Here is a 20,901-nt window from a genome sequence, read left to right on the forward strand (position 1 = left end):
TTTTTTTTGCGATATAATATAATATGATTGGTAAACAGAGGTCGGTGCAATCTCCTTTCGGAGGCTCTGTTTTCCGCGAAATTCACGATATAACCGCAGCGTTTGCACTGACACTGCGTTATAAGTTATATTCAAAATTTTCAGGGAGGGTATTCAAATGCACAAGAATGCAAAGAAGTTAATTGCCAGCGTTATGTCCATGGCTATGATCATTCCTACTGCTGCTACAATGGTAGCTCCTATGAATGCATCAGCCGGTCTGGTCGTTGGTGAGAGCGAATTCACTCACAAGGCTCTGCCTTGGCACACTTGTGAATCATCACCTGCTAAGCAGGACTTTAATCTTGAGGACGGCGCATTCCACGTCAAGGTTCTCGTTCCAGAGGGCGCAGATAAGGAAAAGTGGGATCTTCAGGTTAGACACAGAAACCTTAACTTCAAGGCTGGCCACGAGTATAAGGTAAGCATGAAGGTAAAGGGCAGCAGAGACGGTATGGAGCTTTGCTCAAAGATCGGTAATATCGCCGGTACAGAAGAGTATTTTGAACTCGACGGCGGTTCAAAGGATATGCACATGGGACCTGATATGGGCGGTCAGTGGCCACAGGCTGCTGTTAAGCTCACAACAGACTGGCAGACATTCGAGGGTACATTCAAGCCTACTCAGGACCTCGAGGCTTGTGAGTGGTGCTTCCACTATGCAAAGGGTACTAAGTATCAGGGTAATGCTAAGGAAGGCGACGAGATCTGGTTCGATGACCTCGTGATCGACTGTGTAACCTGTGGTGACAAGGCACCCGGCGAGGGCTGCTGCAATGCTGATCCTAACGAGGGCTACGGCGCAACAAACCGTGACTACAGTGCTAATACTGATGAGAACCTCAAGAAGGGCGGCAAGACAGTTAACTTTATTTCTGTAAACCAGGTTGGTTATTTCACAGACTTCGCTAAGGTGGCTACACTCGGTGATAACAAGGGTGATATCCTCTACGGCGCTACAACTATCAACCTTTCAGGTTCTTACACTTGGGAGCTCGTTGACGCTAAGTCAGGCGACGTAGTTGAGACAGGCGAGACAACAACAGCTAAGAAGGATGCTGATTCAGCTGATACTGTCTGCAAGATCGATTTCTCAAAGGCTAACAAGCCAGGCAGATACTACCTCCGCATCAAGGGCGAGGACTGGAGATCTATGGAATTCAATATCGGCGACGATATCTACACAGATAAGTCACACGATATGCTCAAGAACGCTCTGAACTACTTCTATCAGAACCGTTCAGGTCTCGATATCGAAGAGAAGTACATCACTTCAGGCGATAAGAAGACTCTTGCTCATGAGGGTGGTCATAAGACTGATACAGCTTACGTTCAGACTGAGTGGCACAATGAGTACCTCAGCAACGACGAAGCTACAAGCACATACGCTTCATCCAAGATCACAGCTAACAAGGGCTGGTACGACGCAGGTGACCACGGTAAGTACGTTGTTAACGGCGGTATCTCAGTATGGACTCTCCTTAACATGTATGAGAGAGCTACATTCAACAGCAATGCAAAGGATAAGTTCGCTGACGGTTCAGGCACAGTTAATATCCCTGAGAGCGGCGATTCAAAGAAGATCCCTGATATCATCGACGAGTGTCTCTACGAGCTCGAGTTCATGACAGCTATGAAGGTTGACAAGTCCGAGCCTACATGGGGCAGCAAGTGCGCAGGCATGGTTTACCACAAGCTCCACGACCACAAGTGGACAGGACTTGCTACAAGACCTTGGGACTACTCAGGCGAGAAGCTCGAGAACGGTGACAAGGGCTGGAATACAGAGCGTATCGTTAAGCCTCCAACGCTTGCTGCTACACTGAACTACTCTGCTTGTGCAGCTCAGATGGCAAGACTTATCAAGCCATACGATGCTTCTAAGGCTGATTTCTATCTCCAGGAAGCTAAGGACGCTTATGCTGCAGCTGAAAAGAACTGGTATGAGGCTGCAAAGGATGAAGAGAAGAACAAGACTTCTCTCTATGCTCCGTTCAACCAGGCTAAGGGCGGTGGTCCTTACGGTGATAACGAAGTAAAGGACGATATGTACTGGGCAGCTTGCGAGATCTTCACATCTTGTAAGGCTCTCGAGGACGGCGACGCTGATACATACCTCAGCAAGCTTTCCGAATATACAAACGCTTTCAAGATTCCTGAGAGAATCACAGGTGGTGAGAACCAGACAGGTACATTCTCAGTTCTTAACTGGGGTAATACAGCTTCAGCTGGTTCTATCTCACTTCTCCTTAACAACCAGTATCTCACAGATACTCAGAAGGATACACTGATCAAGTCACTCACTGATACTGCTGATGCATATATCGCAGAGGAAGAGTCACAGGGCTACGGTATCCCATACAAGTATGACGGACCCGGATACACTGACGAGAACAACCTCTCACCTGATATCATCATCAAGGGCTATGAGTGGGGTTCAAACTCAATGGTTATCAACAACCTCATGGCTATGTCTTACGCTTACGATGTAACAGGCGATGCTAAGTACATGAACGGTGTTCTTACAGGTATGAACTACCTCCTCGGCTGTAACCCGCTTTCATTCTCATATGTAACAGGTTACGGTACATACAAGGAAAAGAATCCTCACCACAGATATTGGTCTTACGAGCTCGATAAGACTCTGCCTATGGCTCCTGACGGAGTTCTCTCAGGCGGTCCTAACGCAGGTCTCCAGGATCCATACGTTCGTGCTCTCGGATTCGTTCCCGGTGCTGATGACAACCCGTCACAGAGATGCTTCGTTGACTCAATCGAGGCTTGGTCTACAAACGAGGTTACAATCAACTGGAATGCTCCTCTTGCTTGGATCGTTGAGTTCCTCCAGGATAAGGACGAGAAGTACACATATGTTGATCCTTCATCTACACCTGATCCCGGCACAACAACTACTACAACTGCAACAACTCCTAACCCAACAACAACTACAACTGTAAGCGGCAGCGGTGAAAAGGCTGACGTTTGGGGCGATGCTAACTGCGATAAGGACGTAGATATGTCTGACGTTGTACTTATCATGCAGAGCCTTGCTAACCCCAACAAGTATGGCCTCAATGGTTCAGATTCCAAGGCTATCACAGCTAAGGGTCTTGCTAATGCTGACGTTGCTGAGCACGGTGACGGCGTAACAGCTGGCGATGCTCTCCGTATCCAGGAGTACCTCCTCAAGAAGGTTTCTTCACTGGATCCTACTAAGTAATTAATTACTTGAATAATAATGAAGCGGTGTTTCGGCACCGCTTCTTATTTTTTATAACTATGCGTGCGGAGGTAACTCCGCAGGCGAATATATACGGTATTCATACAAGGGGACGCCTTCACTTGCAAGGCGGCACTAATCGTGCCCGTCCCCTCTGTCGCTACGCGACATCTCCCCATCTTATGGGGAGTCACTCTGCCAAAGGGAGTATACTCCCTTTGGAATCCCATTCCACGTTGTAATTATTCTTAAAAGTCAACTCTGCTTTCGCAAAAGGAAAACAATGTGCTCCCACTTGAAAAGTTTAAAAATTCGTGCTATAATAAAAGGCAAGCGCAATGTCAGCGCTGCCTATTTTCAGACGGGGGATGGTATTCTGGCAAATATTCTTGATTATCTTGACTGGCGCGGCGATGTCCCGTTTTCTGCCGATCCATTCAATGAAATAGACGGACTTATCCTGTCTCAGCTGTGCTACGTAAATCTCGACGGCGCAGTTTCCGACAGCTTCGATGAGGAGGTCTCTATTCCCGACGCTTTCCGCCGATACAGACCCGACCTCATTGACCCTAAATCGACTATACTTACCTTTGAACAGGACAACCTGCTGTTCAGAAAACTGGCTGAATCACGGCGCTTTCGCGGCACTATGCTGAGAGGCTACGTCAGTGAGAAGCAGCACGCAGAGGATATGCAGTTCGCAGCCCTGACCTACAGACTGGGTGACGGCAGCGGCTTCATCGCTTTCCGCGGTACTGACGGCTCGGTCATCGGCTGGAAAGAGGACTTCACTCTCAGCTATATGCAGATGACCTCGGGGCAGGAGAGAGCTATCAGCTATCTCAACAATGCCTTTGCCGACGGGGAATGTCCCATAAGGCTGGGCGGACACTCAAAGGGCGGAAATTCCGCTATATACAGCTCTCTTTTCTGCGACGAGCCTATCCGCAGACGCATAACGAATATATACTCATTCGACGGTCCCGGATTCCGCGATGAGGTGCTGAATTCTGAAATATACAAGGAAATGCTGCCGAGAATAAGGAGCTTCATACCCGAGGCTTCTATCGTGGGAATGTTGCTGGGCAGCGGCTCCGACCCCACCATAGTCAAGAACTCCGCTATCGGTATCAAGCAGCATTATGCCTATAACTGGGAGCTCAAACGCAATCGTTTCCTGCTCGCCGAAAGGCTGAAAAAGTCAGGAGACGTCATAAACAGAGCTATCTCAGGCATGCTGGAGGACCTCAGCGACACCGAGCGTCAGATATTCGCGGACGCTCTCTTCGAGATACTCCGCGCTCCCGATAAGGAAACTCTCAAGGAGATCGCAAAGCTAAAGTCCTACCCGTCCATAATAAAGGCTATTTCCAACCTCAGACCCGAGCAGCAGGCTGTTATGAAGACAGCCTTCAAGAAAATAGCCCAGAACGGCAGAGGCGCATTTTTCAAGTAAAGGATAATATATGGATAAATACTTAAAAACACTGGAACTGGACAAAATACTGGAGATGCTTGCGGAGCTCACCTCAAATGAGGAGACCCGCCGCATGGCTTTGGCAGTCCGTCCCGACAACGACCTGGAGAGGGTACGCTACGAATGTCTTAAAACTTCACAGGCTCTTTCGCTGTCGGTGCAGTTCGGCACTCCGCCCTTCAGCAATTTCAAGGATATAAGCTCCGTAGCTGCAAGAGCAAAGCAGGGAGCTGTCATATCACTCCGCGACCTTATGGACATCGGGGCTATGCTCCGCCAGATAAAGGCTCTTGCAGACTGGTACGCCCACTGCGAGAACATGGAGACTGAGCTGAGCTATCTGTTTTCAAGATTGCAGCCAAACGACTGGCTGCTGGAGAAGCTGGAGCGCTCAATAATCTCCGAAAATGAGATAGCCGACGCTGCAAGTCCCGAGCTGGCTGCAATACGACGCAAGATAAACCGCGCAGGTATGCAGCTCCGCGAGACGCTGGACAAGATGATAAAGAACAAGACCACTCAGCAGTATCTGCAGGAAGCAAATGTCACTATCCGTGACGGACGCTTCGTTCTCCCAGTAAAATCGGAGTACCGCGGACAGGTCAGCGGTCTTATACACGATACCTCAGCCACAGGTCAGACCATATTCATCGAGCCTATGGCGATAGTCGAAGCCAATAACGATATCCGTCTCCTTGAAGCCAAGGAGCAGGAGGAGATAGAGCGCATTGTCCGTCAGCTCTGCCGCGACTGCGGCGACTACGCTGACATACTTGCGGAGAACTACAAGGTGTGCACCGAGCTGAACCTGTACTTTGCCAAGTCAAATCTGGCTGCGAAGCTTAACTGCTCCCTGCCCGAGATAACCGACGACGGCACCATGCATCTGAAAAAGGCTCGTCACCCCCTTATCGACAGGAACAAGGCTGTTCCCGTGGAGATAAGCCTTGGCGAGGACTATCAGGCGCTGATAATCACAGGTCCCAACACAGGCGGTAAGACTGTATCCCTTAAAACTGCGGGACTTCTTGCGGCTATGACTATGTGCGGACTTCTTATACCCGTTGCAGACGGCAGCAGAATTTCCGTGTACGACCATATCCTTGCAGACATCGGCGACAGCCAGAGCATTGAGCAGAACCTGTCCACATTCTCGTCCCATACAAACAAGGTCATCGAGATACTGAAAACTGCCGACCAGCAGTCACTTGTTCTCCTTGACGAGCTGGGCTCGGGCACAGACCCTGTTGAGGGTGCGGCACTGGCAATATCTATTATCCGCCGACTTATGGAGAGCGGCGCAAAGGTAATGGTGACAACTCATTATCAGGAACTGAAAGTGTTCGCCATTGACAGCGAGGGAGTGGAAAACGCCTCCTGCGAGTTCGATATAGAGACTCTCCGCCCAACGTATAAGCTTATCGTGGGCTCGCCCGGTAAGTCCAATGCTTTCGCTATATCCGAGAGCCTCGGCATGCCGTCGGATATAATCGCGGACGCACGATCAAGAGTAAGCGAAGCCAACACCCGTCTTGAAGAGGTCATCGGCAAGCTTGAAGCCACACGCATGGAGCTTGAAAAGCAGAAAGAGGAGATATCCCGTCTGAGAGCCGAAACTGCTCAGCACGAGGAGACTATCCGCAAGGAGCGTGAGGCTCTTGAAGCTGCAAAGGCTGATGAGCTTGAAAAGGCAAGGCTCCGCGCTATGACCATAATCGAGCAGACAAAGGCGGAGTCCAACGAGCTCCTTGATGAGCTGGACAAGCTCCGCAAAGAAAAGGACAAGAAGGATTTCAGCGCAAATGTTTCGGGCATGAAGTCCAGAACGAAGCAGAGCTTCAATAAGATGTACGACACGGCAAATCCTGTGGAGAAGCGCGACCCAAATGAGGGCTACGTGCTGCCGAGAAAGCTCCGCCGCGGCGATACGGTATACGTTGTGGACCTGCAGCGCAAGGGCATAATCTCAGGCGAGCCCGACGGCAGTGACTTCGTATTCGTGCAGATGGGCGTTATGAAGACCAAGATGAACATATCCCGTCTGCGCCTTGAAGAGCCCGAAAAGGTCACAGTGGGCAATAAGTCCATACGTCCAAACCGCAAGATGAACAAGGTGGGCGTAAAGGCTGAGCGCAGAGGCAAAATGGAGCTTGATATACGCGGCTGCACCTGCGACGACGGACTGGTACAGCTTGACGCATTCATAGATCAGGCAGTAATGTCCAATATCTCCACCGTGACTATCATACACGGCAAGGGTACGGGACTTCTGAGACAAGCTGTCCAGAACCGTCTGAAGCACCACCCGTCCATAAAGTCATACAGGCTTGGACTGTTCGGCGAGGGCGAGGACGGCGTTACAATTGCAGAGGTGAAATAAGAAAAGGTCAGGCATTGCCTGACCTTTTTCAGAGAGTAGAAAGTAGAGAGTAGAAAGTAGTAGCGGCTGCATTAAATATACTTGTTGAGTATATGAACGGGATTCCAAAGGGACTGTGTTCCTTTGGCGGAGTCCAGAGGCAGGCTTAACCAGCCCGTCCCCTCTGTCAGCTTCGCTGACATCTCCCCATTTTATGGGGAGTCACCTCTGGTCGCTGTTCCCAGTTTTCAGAGAACAGCGAAATATTCCGAAGGCGTTCCGCAAGGGTGAATCCCGAAAACAATCCAGTGAATTGTTTTCGGGAGAGGGTGACTCCTCACGTGGTGGGGAGATGTCGCAGTGCGACAGAGGGGACGGACCCGATTAGGGGACCCTGCAAGAGAGGGCGCCCCTTAATAATACAAACAAGTGCGGACTGCCAAAGGCAGCCCCTACACATTTATGGGAGTATTTATGGGTAGATATAAAAACGGACGACCAATGGTCGTCCCTACAAATGTGAAATATGAAGTGGGCGGCGAAACGCCGCCCCTACACTACTATCTACTTTCTGCTAACTACTCACTATTAATCAGTCACTGATATCGGTATCAAGGGTAATGCTTACGTTGTAATCGGGGTAAGCCGCCTGAGTTTCGGTGAGGATATGCTCATAGAGCTCCTTGCTGTCGGGAGCGGCGAAGTCTATGATAATATCAAAGTGAATGGTCATGCGCTTATCGTCAAGGTAGAAGCCGTGTATCTGCAATACATACTCATGGGACATAACGTTCCTGCGGATATCGCTGTATACCTGTGAAGCGTGGTCGTTCTGAGTATTTACGGCGTAAACGCTTATGCCTGCAAGAATTGCCTGATGCTCTACGAACACCTTTTCCGTAATGCGGTGCTCAAGCTTGTCGAGCTCTGCAACTGACATGGTATCGTGGACTTCTATATGCACCGAGCCTATAAGCAGGTCGGGACCGTAGCTGTGGAGAATCAGGTCGTATGCGCCCTCTACCTCGGGGAAGGAAGTGACGGTAGCCTTTATCTCCTTGGAAAGCTCACTGCTGATGCGCTTGCCGATGATATTTGAAAGGCTTTCGCCAAGTATCTCCAGACCTGATTTGATGATAACAAGGGATATTACCGCACCAAGCCATGCTTCGGTACGGATATTGAATACGAGGTATATTATCGCCGCAAGGAGAGTAGCTGCCGAGATGACCGAGTCCAGCAGGGCGTCCTTGCCCGAAGCTATAAGGGAGTCGGACTTTACGCTCTCGCCCTTTTTGCGGACGTATAGTCCCAGAAGTATCTTTACGATGACTGCCGAAGCCACGATGATTATGGCAGCTGCGGAATAGTCGGGGACAGGCGGGTGGATTATCTTCTTTATGGACTCCACAAGGGAGGTAACGCCTGCGTAGAGGACTATTACCGCTATGAGGGTGGTACTGAGGTTCTCAACTCTGCCGTAGCCGTAGGGGTGCTTCTTGTCGGGACGCTTTCGCGCCAGCTTAGTGCCGATAATGGTTATTACCGATGACATGACGTCGCTGAGATTGTTGACGGCATCCAGTATGATAGCGATAGACGAGCTGAGTATGCCGACAGCTGCTTTGAATGATGCTAAGAATATATTTGCCAGAATACCTATGAGACTGGTTCTGACAATGACCTTATCTCTGTTCATTGAGGATAGCCTCCTTGAAAAAAGTATATAATCTTAAGAAAAATTGATTATAATAAAGGGATTCCAAAGGGACTGTGTTCCTTTGGTCAGGTCAAGGGTTACTCCCCACGGTGTGGGGAGATGTCGCGCAGCGACAGAGGGGACGGGCACGATTAGTGCCGCCTTGCAAGTGAAGGCGCTCCCTTAAATAACATAACAACAGAATGATTCAGTAATCTCCGCCCTTGACGTTTATTTCGTCCTCTGTCACCGAAACATCGCCTGTGAGACCGCACCAGCCGCAGGTGATACGCTCCTCGTTGTTCCAGCAGCTCAGCTTGCCGCAGCGGCTGCACTGGACGAACTGCACCGATTTGCAGTAGGGACAGCCGTTGTACTCATTGGCAGGGTAGAGATTGCCCTTTATTTTATTTTTATCGAAGCCCTCGTGAGAGGCTTTTTTTACGTCTACGGGAAAAGCCCATGTTCTGAACCAGTCTCCCTGCCATTCCTCGACTCTGACTCCGTATATCTTCTGTACTTCGGGGCATTTCATGAGAATTACTTCCGCTTTTGTTTCAGTTTTCATGTTCAACAGCCTTTCTTTTCTGTTCGTCGCGGTAGTCCGACGGCGAGCAGCCCTCGCACATTCTGAACTGACGGACGAAGTAGTTATACGATGAGTAGCCGCACTCGCGGGATATTTCCGTAACGGTCATATCCGTCTGAGCCAGCAGAGTTTTTGCGTTGTCTATGCGGAACTGTATCATTTCCTCGATAATGCTCCTGCCGAAGTAGGACTTGTATATCTTTTGCAGGTAGCTCTTGCTGAGGTAGAGGCTTTCCGCTATTTCGCTTATCTTCCACGGCAGCTCGGGATTTTTCATTATCCTGTTGCGGAGCAGGCAGAGCTTCTCGAACTGTGGATTTGAGGTGGGCTCGGAAATGGTGTAGGTGTATACGCGGTTCACCGTTGCCTTGTACATGGCTTCCGACAGGTCTGAGGAGCTGCTGAGCTCAAGGCTGAAAACGCCTACGGTAAAGTCGATATTGCAGTTTTCCTCGCTGCTGAACTGCGTCTCTTTTATCTTGCCGCAGAGCTGCTCGTATATGGCAGGAGCTCTGCCGCTTTCGGGACTTATGACGCATAGGGTCTGTGAAGCCCATGCGCCGCATATCTCCCGTCCGTGTATGCAGGAGCGGAGCTTCTTTGCAAAGGCAGCCATAATGCTGTTGGACTTTTCCTCGCCGCTTTGGTAGTAGGCTTTTTTCAGTCCGCCCAGCTCAAAGGTCATGCACTCGATGAAGCGGTTGCCCGAAGCAGCCGACAGCTTTGTGCCGAACTCCTGCTCGATGCCGCTTCTGTTGAGAAGTCCCGTTATATGGTCGTATAGTAGAGCCTTGCTGGTGTTGAGGATAGTGCGGTTCATTATAGCCTTTATGCGCACCTGTTCAAGGGCTACGTTCACGTAGTTTATCCATTTCATGTACAGGGAGCTGAATGAGCGGGGCTCCTTACCGAATGAAACGGCGCAGTAGCCGAAGAAGTTGTTATTGTAGTGTAGAGGAGAGATGAAAAATGCGGAGGGATAGCTGCGCTCCTCGCTGTAATCGGGGAGTATATCCGACGAGCTGAAAAAGGTGTCCTGCTCAGATTCACGCCATATAGCCGATTTCGCAAGGACGACTTTCATACGGTCGCCTGTGCGGAAGGTGAGCTCCTCGGCGTTTTTGTCCACGGTGGCGTCAACGTAGCTCTTGGTGAGACATATCCTCACCCTTCTCATTTTATGCAGGAAGTAGGTGTAATTATCCAGCCTGTCGACAAAGGTATGGATATTATCCGCATTGGTTATATCGAAGAGCATATCGCCGTAGAGGAGCTGTGACTCGAAGCGGCTGTTTATGCTTATATTACGCAGTATGCTGTGGCGAAGTCCCGGATTTTCCGCGCAGCCGCAGCTCTCGCCGAGACGGAGCTCGCCGTTCTCATTGGGCACCTTGCTTGTTATCTTTCCCGTGATTATGCGGTAGAGCCGCCTGAGGGCTTCCGCACCCAGCTGGAAATTGGGACGGCTGTAGCTTGTGATAGACGGTGAGGACTGGTAGCCCTCAATGGAGGCGTCGTAGCCTGTTATGGCGATGTCCTCGGGGACTCTGATACCTGCGTCCATGAACAGCTTGGTGAGAGTTATTGCCATTACGTCGTTGCCGCATACGATAGCCTCGGGAGCTTCAAGCTCACCGCTGAATATGCGCTTTGCGTAGCGCTTTGGAGCCTCCGTCCAGAAATCGCCGTACTCGCACCAGTCCTTATCTATGGTGATGCCGTGCTTTTTCATGGAGCTCCTGTAGCCTGCAAGACGCTCCTCGCCGCTGAATGTGTTCTTGGGCCCCGTAAGGCAGTATATTTTTTTGAAGCCGTGAACGTTGATGAGGTGGTCTGTTATAGTCTCAAAGGCTTCGCGGTCGTCCACGGAAGTGGTCTCGAAGCTCTTATGGTCGTTGTAGTCAAGGAGCATGACGGGCTTTTCCGAGCGCTTGCAGAGGTTGTCTATATGGTGGCAGATATCCTCGTCATGGAAGGTGTTCCTGTCGTAGATGATACCGTCGATGCTGTCGGAGAGGATAAGGTCGAGGATAGACTTTTCCGCGTCCTTGTGTACGGAGCGGACGGAGAAGTCATGGAGTGGGGATATTACGGCGATGTCGCAGTTGCTCTTGAAAGCCTGCGTTATTATGCCGCGCAGTATCTCGCTCTGGAAGTCTATATGGCAGTCGGCGATAACGACGCCGATAAGTATCCTGCGGCTCATAATGTCTCTCCTTTCGTTTGAAGCCTTTAGCCATTAGCCCTTAGCCTTTAGCTTTTGTAGGGGCGCCCTTTGGGCGTCCGCATATTTATAATTGGATTATCAAGGGCTGCCAAAGGCAGTCCTACAGGCTAACGGCTCAAAGCATAATTTTGTGAAGCAAAATTATGTTTTATATGTACTATTGTATCATAAATCAGCGCTAATTGCAAGATGATTTTATATAATTATAGTTGTTCTTTCAAATAATCTTCTTAAAAGGATAGTATTTTTCATTGTATTTGTAAATAAATAATGTATAATATATGAGAAGGTATAAACAGGACGCTGATTATGCCTTTCAGGGGTTATTATATCCGCTTCGGAGAATAGGCGCTCCGCTGCGATGATTCTCGGCTTTTGAAGCCGAATACAGGACAAACTTAATACCCTCAATCCTTTATATCTTTTAATCCTCAGAAAAGGTCTCCTCTCGGGAGACTTTTTCTATTTCAGGCGGAAATGTCCGAAAAACAGCTGTTTTTGATGTAATTTGCATAAAACTCCGAAAAATAGCCATGTCAATTATATTTACCGTAACCATTGACATTTCAGCCTAAAAATGGTATCATGTTAGTATATGTATGCTGGGTTATCTGTTGAATATCAACGGTACAGCTGCATTTGTATTTGCAGTATGCACAAGAATGAAAAGCTTTGCTTGTGCATATCATCTATAAAAAGGAAATTCACAATGCTTGCAAGCTTAACGAATGTAAACAAGTTCTATAACGGAAATCAGGTGCTGAAAAACGTGTCCCTCTCCATTGACGAGAGCGACAAGATCGGCCTTGTTGGCAACAACGGCTGCGGTAAGTCCACGCTTCTGAAAATACTCACAGGCTCTGTGGAGCCCGACCGCTTCACTGAAAAGGACGGCGTCATTTCTATGGCTGCCAAGACCACGGTGGGCTATCTCGAGCAGATGGGCGGACTCAATACCGAGAATACCGTCATCGGCGAGATGAGAAGCGTATTTGCTCCTATCCACCGCGCTATCGACAGACTGCGCGAAATAGAGCTTGAAATAGAAATGGGCGATAATTCCGCTGCGGACGAGTACCAGCAGCTCTCCTCATGGGTGGAAGCCAACGACGGCTACAACACCGATGTGAAGATACGCATGGTACTGAACGGTATGGGCTTCTCGGGCGAGGAGCTGGAGCGTACCGTGTCCGGCTTCAGCGGCGGCGAAAAGACCCGTCTCTGCATTGCAAGGCTCCTTCTTGAAGAGCCCAATCTGCTCATTCTGGACGAGCCTACCAACCACCTTGATTTCAAGACGATAATGTGGCTTGAGGACTACCTCCGCTCCTACAAGGGCGCGGTGCTCATAGTGTCCCATGACCGATACTTCCTCGACAGGCTCTGCACCTCTATCTGCGAGATAGAGAGGGGAGTCCTTACCCGCTACAGAGGCAACTATACCGCCTTTGTCCGTCAGCGCGAGGAAAACGACGCACGCCGCGAAAAGGAATATGAGATACAGCAGAAGCAGATAGCTCATATGGAGGAATACGTTGCCAAGAACCTCGTCCGTGCGTCCACTACGAAAATGGCTCAGAGCCGAAGAAAACAGCTTGAAAAGATAGAACGTGTGGAACGTCCCGTCCACGATACAAAACACGCGAAGATACGCTTCACATACGCCGTTGAGCCGCCTATAGACGTGCTCAAGGTCAAGGGCGTGGACATCTCCGTAGGAGAGGGTACAGCACGTAAAACCCTTGTGGATACTCTTGATTTTGAAGTCCGCAGAGGCGAAAAAGTCGGTATCATCGGCGATAACGGCATCGGCAAATCCACGCTGCTTCGCATAATACAGGAGCAGCTCCCGCATAAAGGCATTGTCCGCTGGAACAGCAATATAAAGATCTCCTACTTTGAGCAGGAGAGCACCAACCTTAATAAAGAGCTCACAGTTATGGAGGAGCTCCACAGCCGCTACCCGCTGCTGTCGGACTTGGAGGTCCGCAGCCTGCTTGCACAGGTCCGCCTTGTAGGCGAGAACGTGTTCAAGGAGACAGGAGTCATCAGCGGCGGCGAACGCGCCAAGCTCTGCTTCGCTATAATGATGCAGGAGCACGGCAACGTACTTATTCTCGACGAGCCTACCAACCATCTCGACCTCAGCTCAAAAGAGGCTATCGAGGAGGCGTTGGCTGAATATACGGGTACGGTCGTATTTGTCAGCCATGACCGCTACCTTTTAAGCAAGATCGCTGACAGACTTATCGAGCTCACCGACGGAAGCTATAGACTTCATAACTATGGCTTCAATAAGTATCTCGATGTGCTCCGCGAGGAGCAGGCGGCGGAGAGAAAAGCTCTCGAAGCCGAAAAAATGCAGAAGGCTGCGGAAGCAGCCAAGGAAAGATCTGCAAAGACGTATCGCAGTAAGCAGCAGAGAAGTGCTGACGCTGCGAGAAAAAACGAAATGAGACGCCTTGAAAAGGAAATCGACGATCTGCAGGCACAGATAGACTCCCTCACCGAGGAGATCGGCAGAGAAGAGGTCTACAGCGATTACGAGCTTATGAATCGTAAATGCGCCGAGATCGAAGAGCTTAAACAGAGGATCGATGCGGATTTCGAGCTTCTGATTGAGCTTGACCAGTGAAAAGGAGTAAATCTATGACAAGAAAAACGCTTATGAGCCTTACCGCAGCTGCGGTGCTTGCTGTGAATACAGCAGGTCTTACCGCTCACGGAGAAGCAGGTCTGTTTATGATCGGCGACGTGAACTGCGACGGTTTGGTCGACTCATTGGACGCTTCCTGCGTTCTTGATGCATATGCGTCAGTTTCTTCCGGACATGAAAGTCCACTTTATTCGTATGAGGAATCAGCAGGCGACGTCAACGGTGACGGAAAGCTTGATGCTACCGATGCTTCCATGATACTTTCTTATTATGCATGGGCATTGGTAAGTGATGAAAAAGCAATTTTTTCTGACTTCCTTGAACAAAACGGTCTCGAGCAGAGAAAAACAGTTGGAGAAACAGCTCAGAATACGGGCGAAGCTCCTCAGTCTCAGCCTACTGAGGTACAGCAGGCAGTAGAAGCATCAGATTTCGAGTATACTCTTCCGCGTATCGACAGCGAGTACGAAGAGTGGTTCTGGGTGGGAGATTCACGTACAGTGGGACTCTCGCGATATGTAGCCATTGATAACGTAGCCAAAGTCGGTGCGGGTATCGGTCTCTTTAGGAACAACTATGACCAGATATGCCAGATACGCAACAAGACAGTTATCATCAATCTCGGAGTCAACGATCTTGACAGCGGCGCTTACCTCAGACTTTACAACAGTCTGCCCGATGAGTTCCTTGACAACAACAAGGTCATCTTCCTGTCGGTAAATCCGTGTGACTGCGGATACAGCTACCTCAACAGCAGGATAGAAGCATTCAACAATGCAATGCGTGACGGACTGGACAGCAGGATAACATTCCTCGATTCATATACCTACCTTATGTGGAACGGCTACGGCACAACTGACGGTCTCCACTACACATCGAACACATATATCGATATCTACAATTTTGTTTACGACAGTATCTTCTTACCTGAAGAGTGATATCGGTAAAAGAATAAATTATTTGAAATTACTATTGCATTGTGTACCGATGTATGGTATAATATTATAAAGTATTCTGCGGTGAATACCGTTAAAACCTATGGAGGTCATAAAAATGAAACATATCAAGACTATCAATAAGGCTAATCTCAAAGAGTCCGCTAAGAAGGGCGGCTGCGGCAAGTGTCAGGCTTCATGCCAGTCTGCTTGCAAGACTTCTTGCACAGTTGCAAACCAGAAGTGCGAGAGATAAGCTAAAGGCTAAGATAAGTCGGGGCAGTATGCAAATGCTGCCTCATATTTTTTGAATAGAGGTACCTGAAATGATACATAAATATAAGCTTAACGGACTGAATATAGTCCTTGATGTAAACAGCGGCGGAGTTCATCTGGTGGACGAGCTCACATACGACCTGCTCGACAATGTTGAGCCTCCATTCGAGGATGAATGTCCTCAGAGCGTGGTGGACAAGCTGTCAAAGTCCTACGCTCCCGAGGATATCCGCGAGTGCTACAGCGAGATAGTTGAGCTTTATAACGATAAGATACTTTTCTCCGAGGACGATTACGAGAAGTACGCTCAGTACTCCGTAGCTTCTCCAGTTAAGGCTATGTGCCTTAATATCGCCCATGACTGCCAACTCAGATGCAAGTACTGCTTTGCTTCCACAGGCGACTTCGGCAAGGGCAGAAAGCTTATGTCCTTTGAGACAGGAAAGCATGCTATCGACTTCCTGCTGGAAAATTCGGGCGACCGTCCCAATCTGGAGCTTGACTTCTTCGGCGGCGAGCCCCTTATGAACTTCAATGTTGTGAAGCAGGTGGTGGAGTACGCAAGAAGCCGTGAAAAAGAGTACAACAAGAAGTTCCGCTTCACTATCACCACAAACGGACTTCTCCTTGACGATGAGAAGATAGACTTCATAAACCGCGAGATGTCGAACGTTGTCCTCTCTATCGACGGACGCAAGGAAGTAAACGACTACTTCCGCGTTCTTCCCAACGGACAGGGCTGCTATGACATCATCATGCCCAAGTACAAGAAGCTTGTTGCAGGCAGAGGCGATAAGGAATACTATGTAAGAGGTACATTCACTAACAAGAACCTTGACTTCTCCAACGACGTATTCGCTCTTAACGAGGCAGGCTTCGACCAGATATCCGTTGAGCCCGTTGTGGGAGACGACGACGTTTACGCACTCACCGAGAAAGACCTGCCCACAGTTTTTGCGGAGTACGAAAAGCTTGCACAGAGACTTCTCGAAAACGAGAAGAAGGGTAAGAAGTTCAACTTCTTCCACTTCATGCTTGACCTTGATCAGGGTCCCTGCGCTATCAAGCGCCTGAGAGGCTGCGGCTGCGGAAACGACTATGTGGCTATAACTCCCGACGGTGATATCTTCCCGTGTCACCAGTTCGTAGGCATCGACGAGTACAAAATGGGCAACATAGACGAGGGTACTTTCGATCAGGAGATGAAAGCTGACTTCGCCAAGGCCCACGTTTACTCAAAGCCCGACTGCCGCGAGTGCTGGGCTAAGTTCTATTGCAGCGGCGGCTGCAATGCAAATAATTATCAGTATATGGGCGATATAAGAACTGCTCATAATATATCATGTCAGCTGGAAAAGAAGCGCCTTGAATGTGCTATCATGATGAAAGCTGTACGTATGGCAGAAAGCGCAGAATGATAAAAGAGGGAATATCCTGATAGATATTCCCTTTGATTTGTATTGAAGCAGAGAGGGGGAGGCACTGTGAAGATAAACCGCATATTGCTCAATTGCAGGCGCAATACCGCCCTTGGAGGCGAAATGGGCGCCGACCCCGTGCTGCTGTTTTTCAGAAGTCCCGTTGCATATATGGACGGGGGAGCGTGGAAGCAGACCTCAAAGCCGTCGGCGGCACTGCTCACCAGCGGCTACAAGCAGAGCTTCCGCCCTTTGAATGGCAAGTCCATGCGCTATGATATCGTCAGCTTCAAGACCTCTGCCGCGGACAGGCAGTACATCAGCTCCATGAACCTTACTCAGGATATACCCGTGGAGTTGGAGGACGACTTTGTTATCGCAAGCGCTCTGCGCTCCATGAAGTCACAGTCCATGCACCGCGGAAGACATTTCAGCGAATTTATGGAGCTCTCCATGCGTATCATATTCATCGCTCTGAGCGATATCACCGATGCTCCCGAAATCGACCCCAAAGAGAAGATCCCCCGTTACGCCGACCTGAGAAAGGTCCGTGAAGCGATATATGAGGATCCTACTGCCGACTGGTCTGTTGAGGAGACCTGCGAGGATCTTCAGATAAGCAGGACCTATTTCCACCGCATATATCTTGAAGCCTTCGGCGTTTCCTTTAAGCAGGACATAATCGAGAGCCGCCTTATCCATGCGTCTGAGCTGCTGAAAAACACCGACCTTTCGGTAACTGCCATATCCGAGACCTGCGGCTATGACAATGAGTCCTATTTTATGCGGCAGTTCAAACAGCATAAGGGCTGCACCCCTACCGAGTACAGAAGAAGGGCGAAAAATGAGGATTGACCACGGCTTTTTGTGGACATTCGGAGCTGCTTCGTGCACTATGTTGCATTTTTCTATAAAAAATTAGTGCAAAAAATAAAAAAAACACTTTACAAGTACAAAAAATTGTGATATAATACTCAATGTAAGAGAAATATGACTTCTTCCGCACTGTTATGTGCAACATATATACATCACAGGCAGTCATCGTGCACTGCCGATAAAACCGAATATTCTTTAAGGAGCGATTTCGTTTTATGACTAACGGAGATAAGCGAAGAAACCGCAAAAGAGACAGGGTATCAAAGAGATATAAAGTAAGATACGACAGACTTGTTGCGGTTATCCTTGTTCTGGTAGTACTTATCGTTGTGCTTTCGTCATGCGTTAAGAGCTGCTCAAGCAAGGGAAAGAACAAAAACTCCGCTACACAGGCACAGACAACAAACGTTGATAACACTCAGCAGTCATCAATTGTGGATAACCTCGAGTCAAGCAATGAGACAAGATCGATAATCACAGGTTCTACCGACGGTCAGAAGCCGTCCGAATCACAGTATACTACAGAAGTACATAAGGCAGCTGATATTAATACAGGCAATCTTCTGCTTGTAAACTCCGACCACGAATATAAATTCGCGGAGGGAGATGTGGAGGAGACCGTGCTTTACGGAAATATCGACGACTCGGTTTTCCATACACGCGATATGGTAACATCTCTCCATAAGGAGACTCTTGATCAGCTCAAGGCTCTTATGCAGGCTTTCTACAACGAGAATAAGAATTCCGATATCTATGTTATCGGCGGCTACCGTACAATGGACGAGCAGAATGACGCTTACTACAGCGGCAATTCCCAGTTCCAGGGCGGCTGTTCCGATTACCATACAGGCAGATCTCTGGATCTTGCTATCGTACCGTCAGACGGTTCAAGCTCGGGTTACTATTCGCCTACAGGCGTTTACAGCTATATCGACGAGCATGCCGCAGAGTACGGCTTCGTGATCCGCTTCCCCGAGGGTAAGGAGAACTACACCCACGAGCGTGCAAGAGATTATACATACAGATACGTGGGAGTTCCTCATGCTATGTATATGAAGCAGAATTCTCTCTGCCTTGAGGAGTATATCGACAAGATCAAGGAGCATACTAAGGATAGCCCGCTTGAGGTGACGGTCGATAAGAAGCTTTATCAGATGTACTATGCTCCTGCAAATTCCACAGGAGATACAGAGGTTCCTGTTCCCTCGAACAAGACATATACTGTTTCGGGAAACAACATTGACGGATTTATAGTAGCAGTCAGCATGAATTAAAGCAAAAATGTCCCCCGTTATCGGGGGACTATTTTGATTTAGTTTAGAGTTGAGAGATAATGTGTTCGTTGCGCTCACATTATTTAAATGATATCGCCGAAGGCGATACCGCAACTTTCAACTCTCAATTCTCAACTCTCATCTTTGCGCTTATGCGCAAAATTATGGTTTATGGAAAGATTGGAGAAGAATGTGAAAAAGAGAAAGATATTGGCACTTACTGCCTGCGCGGCTATTGCTGTAGGCGGAATAACAGCCTGCGGCGGCAATGATGAGGATAAGCGCGGAAGCGGTGCGGGACATATGTACGGTGCTGCACTGGCAAGCAATCCCCAGAGCCTCGACCCACAGTTCGCAGGCGACCCATCATCGGCTACGGTGATAAAAAACCTGTACAGCGGCCTTGTTGTGAAAGACAGCAGCGGAAGTATCGTATGCTGCAATGCAAAGGAATATTCCGTGTCAGAGGACGGCTGCGTTTATACCTTTGACCTGAGAGACGATAACTATTGGTTTTTTGATACAAACGAAGATGACGCCATCGACGACGATGAGAAGTTCCCTGTTACTGCCAATGATTACGTTTTTGCGTTCAGGAGACTCCTCGACCCGAAGATGCATTCTCCCTATGCAGCGGATTTTAAGTGCATCAAGAACAGCCAGCGCGTTTCCGAGGGCGGCTATGCCACAACGGCTCTGGGTGTGGAAGCGCTGGACGACTATAAGCTTCAGATAACCCTTGAATACCCCTGCGCGGAGTTTCTCGGACTTCTTACCACGCCTGCGGCTTTTCCCTGCAATGAGGAGTTCTTCATCTCCACCAAGGGCAGATACGGTCTCGACGACAGGTCTGTAATGTCCAACGGGCCCTTTTATGTCCGCCAGTGGTTCTACGACCCCTACGGAAATAACAATATACTCTATATGCGAAAGAATACCGCCAACGAGCGCGACGACTACGAGGTGCTGCCGACCTTTGTCAGCTTCTCCATACAGGACAATGAGGCAGGAGTAAAGCAGGCTTTCAAGGAGGACGAGGCGGAATGCTTCACTGCCATGAAGGTGGGCGGCTACAATCCCAAGAAGTACAGCATTATCGGACAAAAAGCCACTACCCTCGGACTTATCTTCAATCCAAAGGATAAGCTCTATTCAAATAAGGAGCTCTGCAAGGCTGTAGCCTATGCGGCTGACAGGGGGTCCCTGAAAGGGGAGCTTGACAGCGACTTGCAGGTAGCTTATGGCGTCATACCGCCTGCTGTGGATATTCTCGGAAGAAGCTACCGCGACCTTGCTTCCGATAAGCAGTTCGATATGTTCGACAGGGAAAAGGCTGTGGAGTCCCTTGCAAAAGCAAAAGAGGAGCTGAAGATCAGCTCCGTGGAAAGTGTAAAAATTATAGTTGACTCCGGTACCGTTGATTCGAGATACCTGCACCTGTTCTCACAGAGCTGGCAGGATATCCTCGGTATTTATATAGGTATCGAGGACCTTACCTCCAAGGAGTTCAATGAGAGGATAGAAAACGGCGATTACAGTATCGCACTGTATCCGCTGAAAGCCGATTTCAACAGCGGACTTGCAGTATTTGATGAGTTCGGCGAAAACGAGTGCCTGAAAAGCGCTGAGGGCGGCTTGAAAAGCACTGAGAGCATAATGCAGTGCCCGTCAGTGAATAAGCTTGTGGACAGCTATGCCGCTGCGGAGAGGGCTCTCCTTGAGCAGTACGGCTTCATACCGCTGTTTTACAAGAGCTCATACATCGTTGCCAAAAAGGACAATGAGGATATAATCTACGACCCGTTCACAGGCTCTGTGGACTACCGTGTCGCCAAGAATTACAGCTAAACGCCTTA

Annotated in this window: 13 protein-coding genes; 10 read left to right on the forward strand and 3 right to left on the reverse strand. The window is 49.1% G+C overall.

The genetic code is table 11. From position 1 onward, the window contains the following. The first annotated feature begins 157 nt into the window (after nucleotides 1-157). From N774_RS0113665 to N774_RS0113675, 3 genes are all read left to right on the forward strand, one after another. On the forward strand, nucleotides 158-3,259 hold the full coding sequence (locus N774_RS0113665) for a glycoside hydrolase family 9 protein (RefSeq protein ID WP_024861779.1): 3,102 nt from the start codon (nucleotides 158-160) through the stop codon (nucleotides 3,257-3,259). 295 nt (nucleotides 3,260-3,554) lie between these two features. Next, complete coding sequence (locus N774_RS0113670; protein ID WP_196231559.1) at nucleotides 3,555-4,715, forward strand: Mbeg1-like protein; 1,161 nt, start codon at nucleotides 3,555-3,557, stop codon at nucleotides 4,713-4,715. Between the two features lie 10 nt (nucleotides 4,716-4,725). Beyond that, entirely contained in the window at nucleotides 4,726-7,116 is a 2,391-nt protein-coding gene (locus N774_RS0113675; RefSeq protein WP_024861781.1) for an endonuclease MutS2, read from the forward strand. Nucleotides 7,117-7,687: 571 nt separating this feature from the next. Here the strand turns inward: N774_RS0113675 and N774_RS0113680 are convergent. The 3 genes from N774_RS0113680 to N774_RS0113690 all read right to left on the reverse strand — a co-directional run bounded on the left by N774_RS0113680 (nucleotide 7,688) and on the right by N774_RS0113690 (nucleotide 11,589). Beyond that, nucleotides 7,688-8,794: a cation diffusion facilitator family transporter gene (locus tag N774_RS0113680; protein WP_024861782.1), complete on the reverse strand. Its 1,107-nt coding sequence runs from the start codon at nucleotides 8,792-8,794 to the stop codon at nucleotides 7,688-7,690. Nucleotides 8,795-9,002: 208 nt separating this feature from the next. Next, complete coding sequence (locus N774_RS0113685) at nucleotides 9,003-9,362, reverse strand: TerY-C metal binding domain-containing protein (RefSeq protein ID WP_024861783.1); 360 nt, start codon at nucleotides 9,360-9,362, stop codon at nucleotides 9,003-9,005. After that, nucleotides 9,352-11,589: a substrate-binding domain-containing protein gene (locus N774_RS0113690; RefSeq protein ID WP_024861784.1), complete on the reverse strand. Its 2,238-nt coding sequence runs from the start codon at nucleotides 11,587-11,589 to the stop codon at nucleotides 9,352-9,354. The genes N774_RS0113685 and N774_RS0113690 overlap by 11 nt, the downstream gene beginning before the upstream one ends. 730 nt (nucleotides 11,590-12,319) lie before the next feature. Between N774_RS0113690 and N774_RS0113695 the strand changes: the two genes are divergently transcribed. From N774_RS0113695 to N774_RS0113725, 7 genes are all read left to right on the forward strand, one after another. Beyond that, a complete protein-coding gene (locus tag N774_RS0113695) occupies nucleotides 12,320-14,245 on the forward strand; it encodes an ATP-binding cassette domain-containing protein (protein WP_024861785.1) in 1,926 nt (641 codons plus the stop codon). 14 nt (nucleotides 14,246-14,259) lie between these two features. Then, nucleotides 14,260-15,204, forward strand: a complete 945-nt coding sequence (locus N774_RS0113700) for a dockerin type I domain-containing protein (protein WP_024861786.1) — start codon at nucleotides 14,260-14,262, stop codon at nucleotides 15,202-15,204. A gap of 115 nt (nucleotides 15,205-15,319) precedes the next feature. Further along, the gene (gene scfA / locus N774_RS18935) at nucleotides 15,320-15,457 is read left to right on the forward strand and encodes a six-cysteine ranthipeptide SCIFF (protein ID WP_009985845.1); all 138 of its coding nucleotides are present in this window, start codon (nucleotides 15,320-15,322) and stop codon (nucleotides 15,455-15,457) included. A gap of 70 nt (nucleotides 15,458-15,527) precedes the next feature. After that, a complete protein-coding gene (gene scfB, locus N774_RS0113710) occupies nucleotides 15,528-16,895 on the forward strand; it encodes a thioether cross-link-forming SCIFF peptide maturase (RefSeq protein ID WP_024861787.1) in 1,368 nt (455 codons plus the stop codon). A gap of 66 nt (nucleotides 16,896-16,961) precedes the next feature. Beyond that, on the forward strand, nucleotides 16,962-17,750 hold the full coding sequence (locus N774_RS0113715) for a helix-turn-helix transcriptional regulator (protein ID WP_024861788.1): 789 nt from the start codon (nucleotides 16,962-16,964) through the stop codon (nucleotides 17,748-17,750). 236 nt (nucleotides 17,751-17,986) lie between these two features. After that, entirely contained in the window at nucleotides 17,987-19,045 is a 1,059-nt protein-coding gene (locus tag N774_RS0113720) for a M15 family metallopeptidase (protein WP_024861789.1), read from the forward strand. Nucleotides 19,046-19,216: 171 nt separating this feature from the next. Further along, entirely contained in the window at nucleotides 19,217-20,893 is a 1,677-nt protein-coding gene (locus N774_RS0113725) for a peptide ABC transporter substrate-binding protein (protein ID WP_037280306.1), read from the forward strand. Nucleotides 20,894-20,901 lie beyond the last annotated feature (8 nt).

Origin of the sequence: Ruminococcus flavefaciens AE3010, assembly GCF_000526795.1 — a bacterium.
In the GTDB taxonomy this organism is placed as follows: Bacteria; Bacillota; Clostridia; order Oscillospirales; family Ruminococcaceae; genus Ruminococcus; species Ruminococcus flavefaciens_D.

Bases quoted from the DNA above. Each gene is read 5' to 3' on its own strand.
- N774_RS0113665 (WP_024861779.1), top strand. From the start codon at position 158: ATGCACAAGAATGCAAAGAAGTTAATTGCCAGCGTTATGTCCATGGCT.
- N774_RS0113675 (WP_024861781.1), top strand. From the start codon at position 4,726: ATGGATAAATACTTAAAAACACTGGAACTGGACAAAATACTGGAGATG.
- N774_RS0113680 (WP_024861782.1), bottom strand. From the start codon at position 8,794: ATGAACAGAGATAAGGTCATTGTCAGAACCAGTCTCATAGGTATTCTG.
- N774_RS0113685 (WP_024861783.1), bottom strand. From the start codon at position 9,362: ATGAAAACTGAAACAAAAGCGGAAGTAATTCTCATGAAATGCCCCGAA.
- N774_RS0113690 (WP_024861784.1), bottom strand. From the start codon at position 11,589: ATGAGCCGCAGGATACTTATCGGCGTCGTTATCGCCGACTGCCATATA.
- N774_RS0113695 (WP_024861785.1), top strand. From the start codon at position 12,320: ATGCTTGCAAGCTTAACGAATGTAAACAAGTTCTATAACGGAAATCAG.
- N774_RS0113700 (WP_024861786.1), top strand. From the start codon at position 14,260: ATGACAAGAAAAACGCTTATGAGCCTTACCGCAGCTGCGGTGCTTGCT.
- scfA (WP_009985845.1), top strand. From the start codon at position 15,320: ATGAAACATATCAAGACTATCAATAAGGCTAATCTCAAAGAGTCCGCT.
- scfB (WP_024861787.1), top strand. From the start codon at position 15,528: ATGATACATAAATATAAGCTTAACGGACTGAATATAGTCCTTGATGTA.
- N774_RS0113720 (WP_024861789.1), top strand. From the start codon at position 17,987: ATGACTAACGGAGATAAGCGAAGAAACCGCAAAAGAGACAGGGTATCA.
- N774_RS0113725 (WP_037280306.1), top strand. From the start codon at position 19,217: ATGGAAAGATTGGAGAAGAATGTGAAAAAGAGAAAGATATTGGCACTT.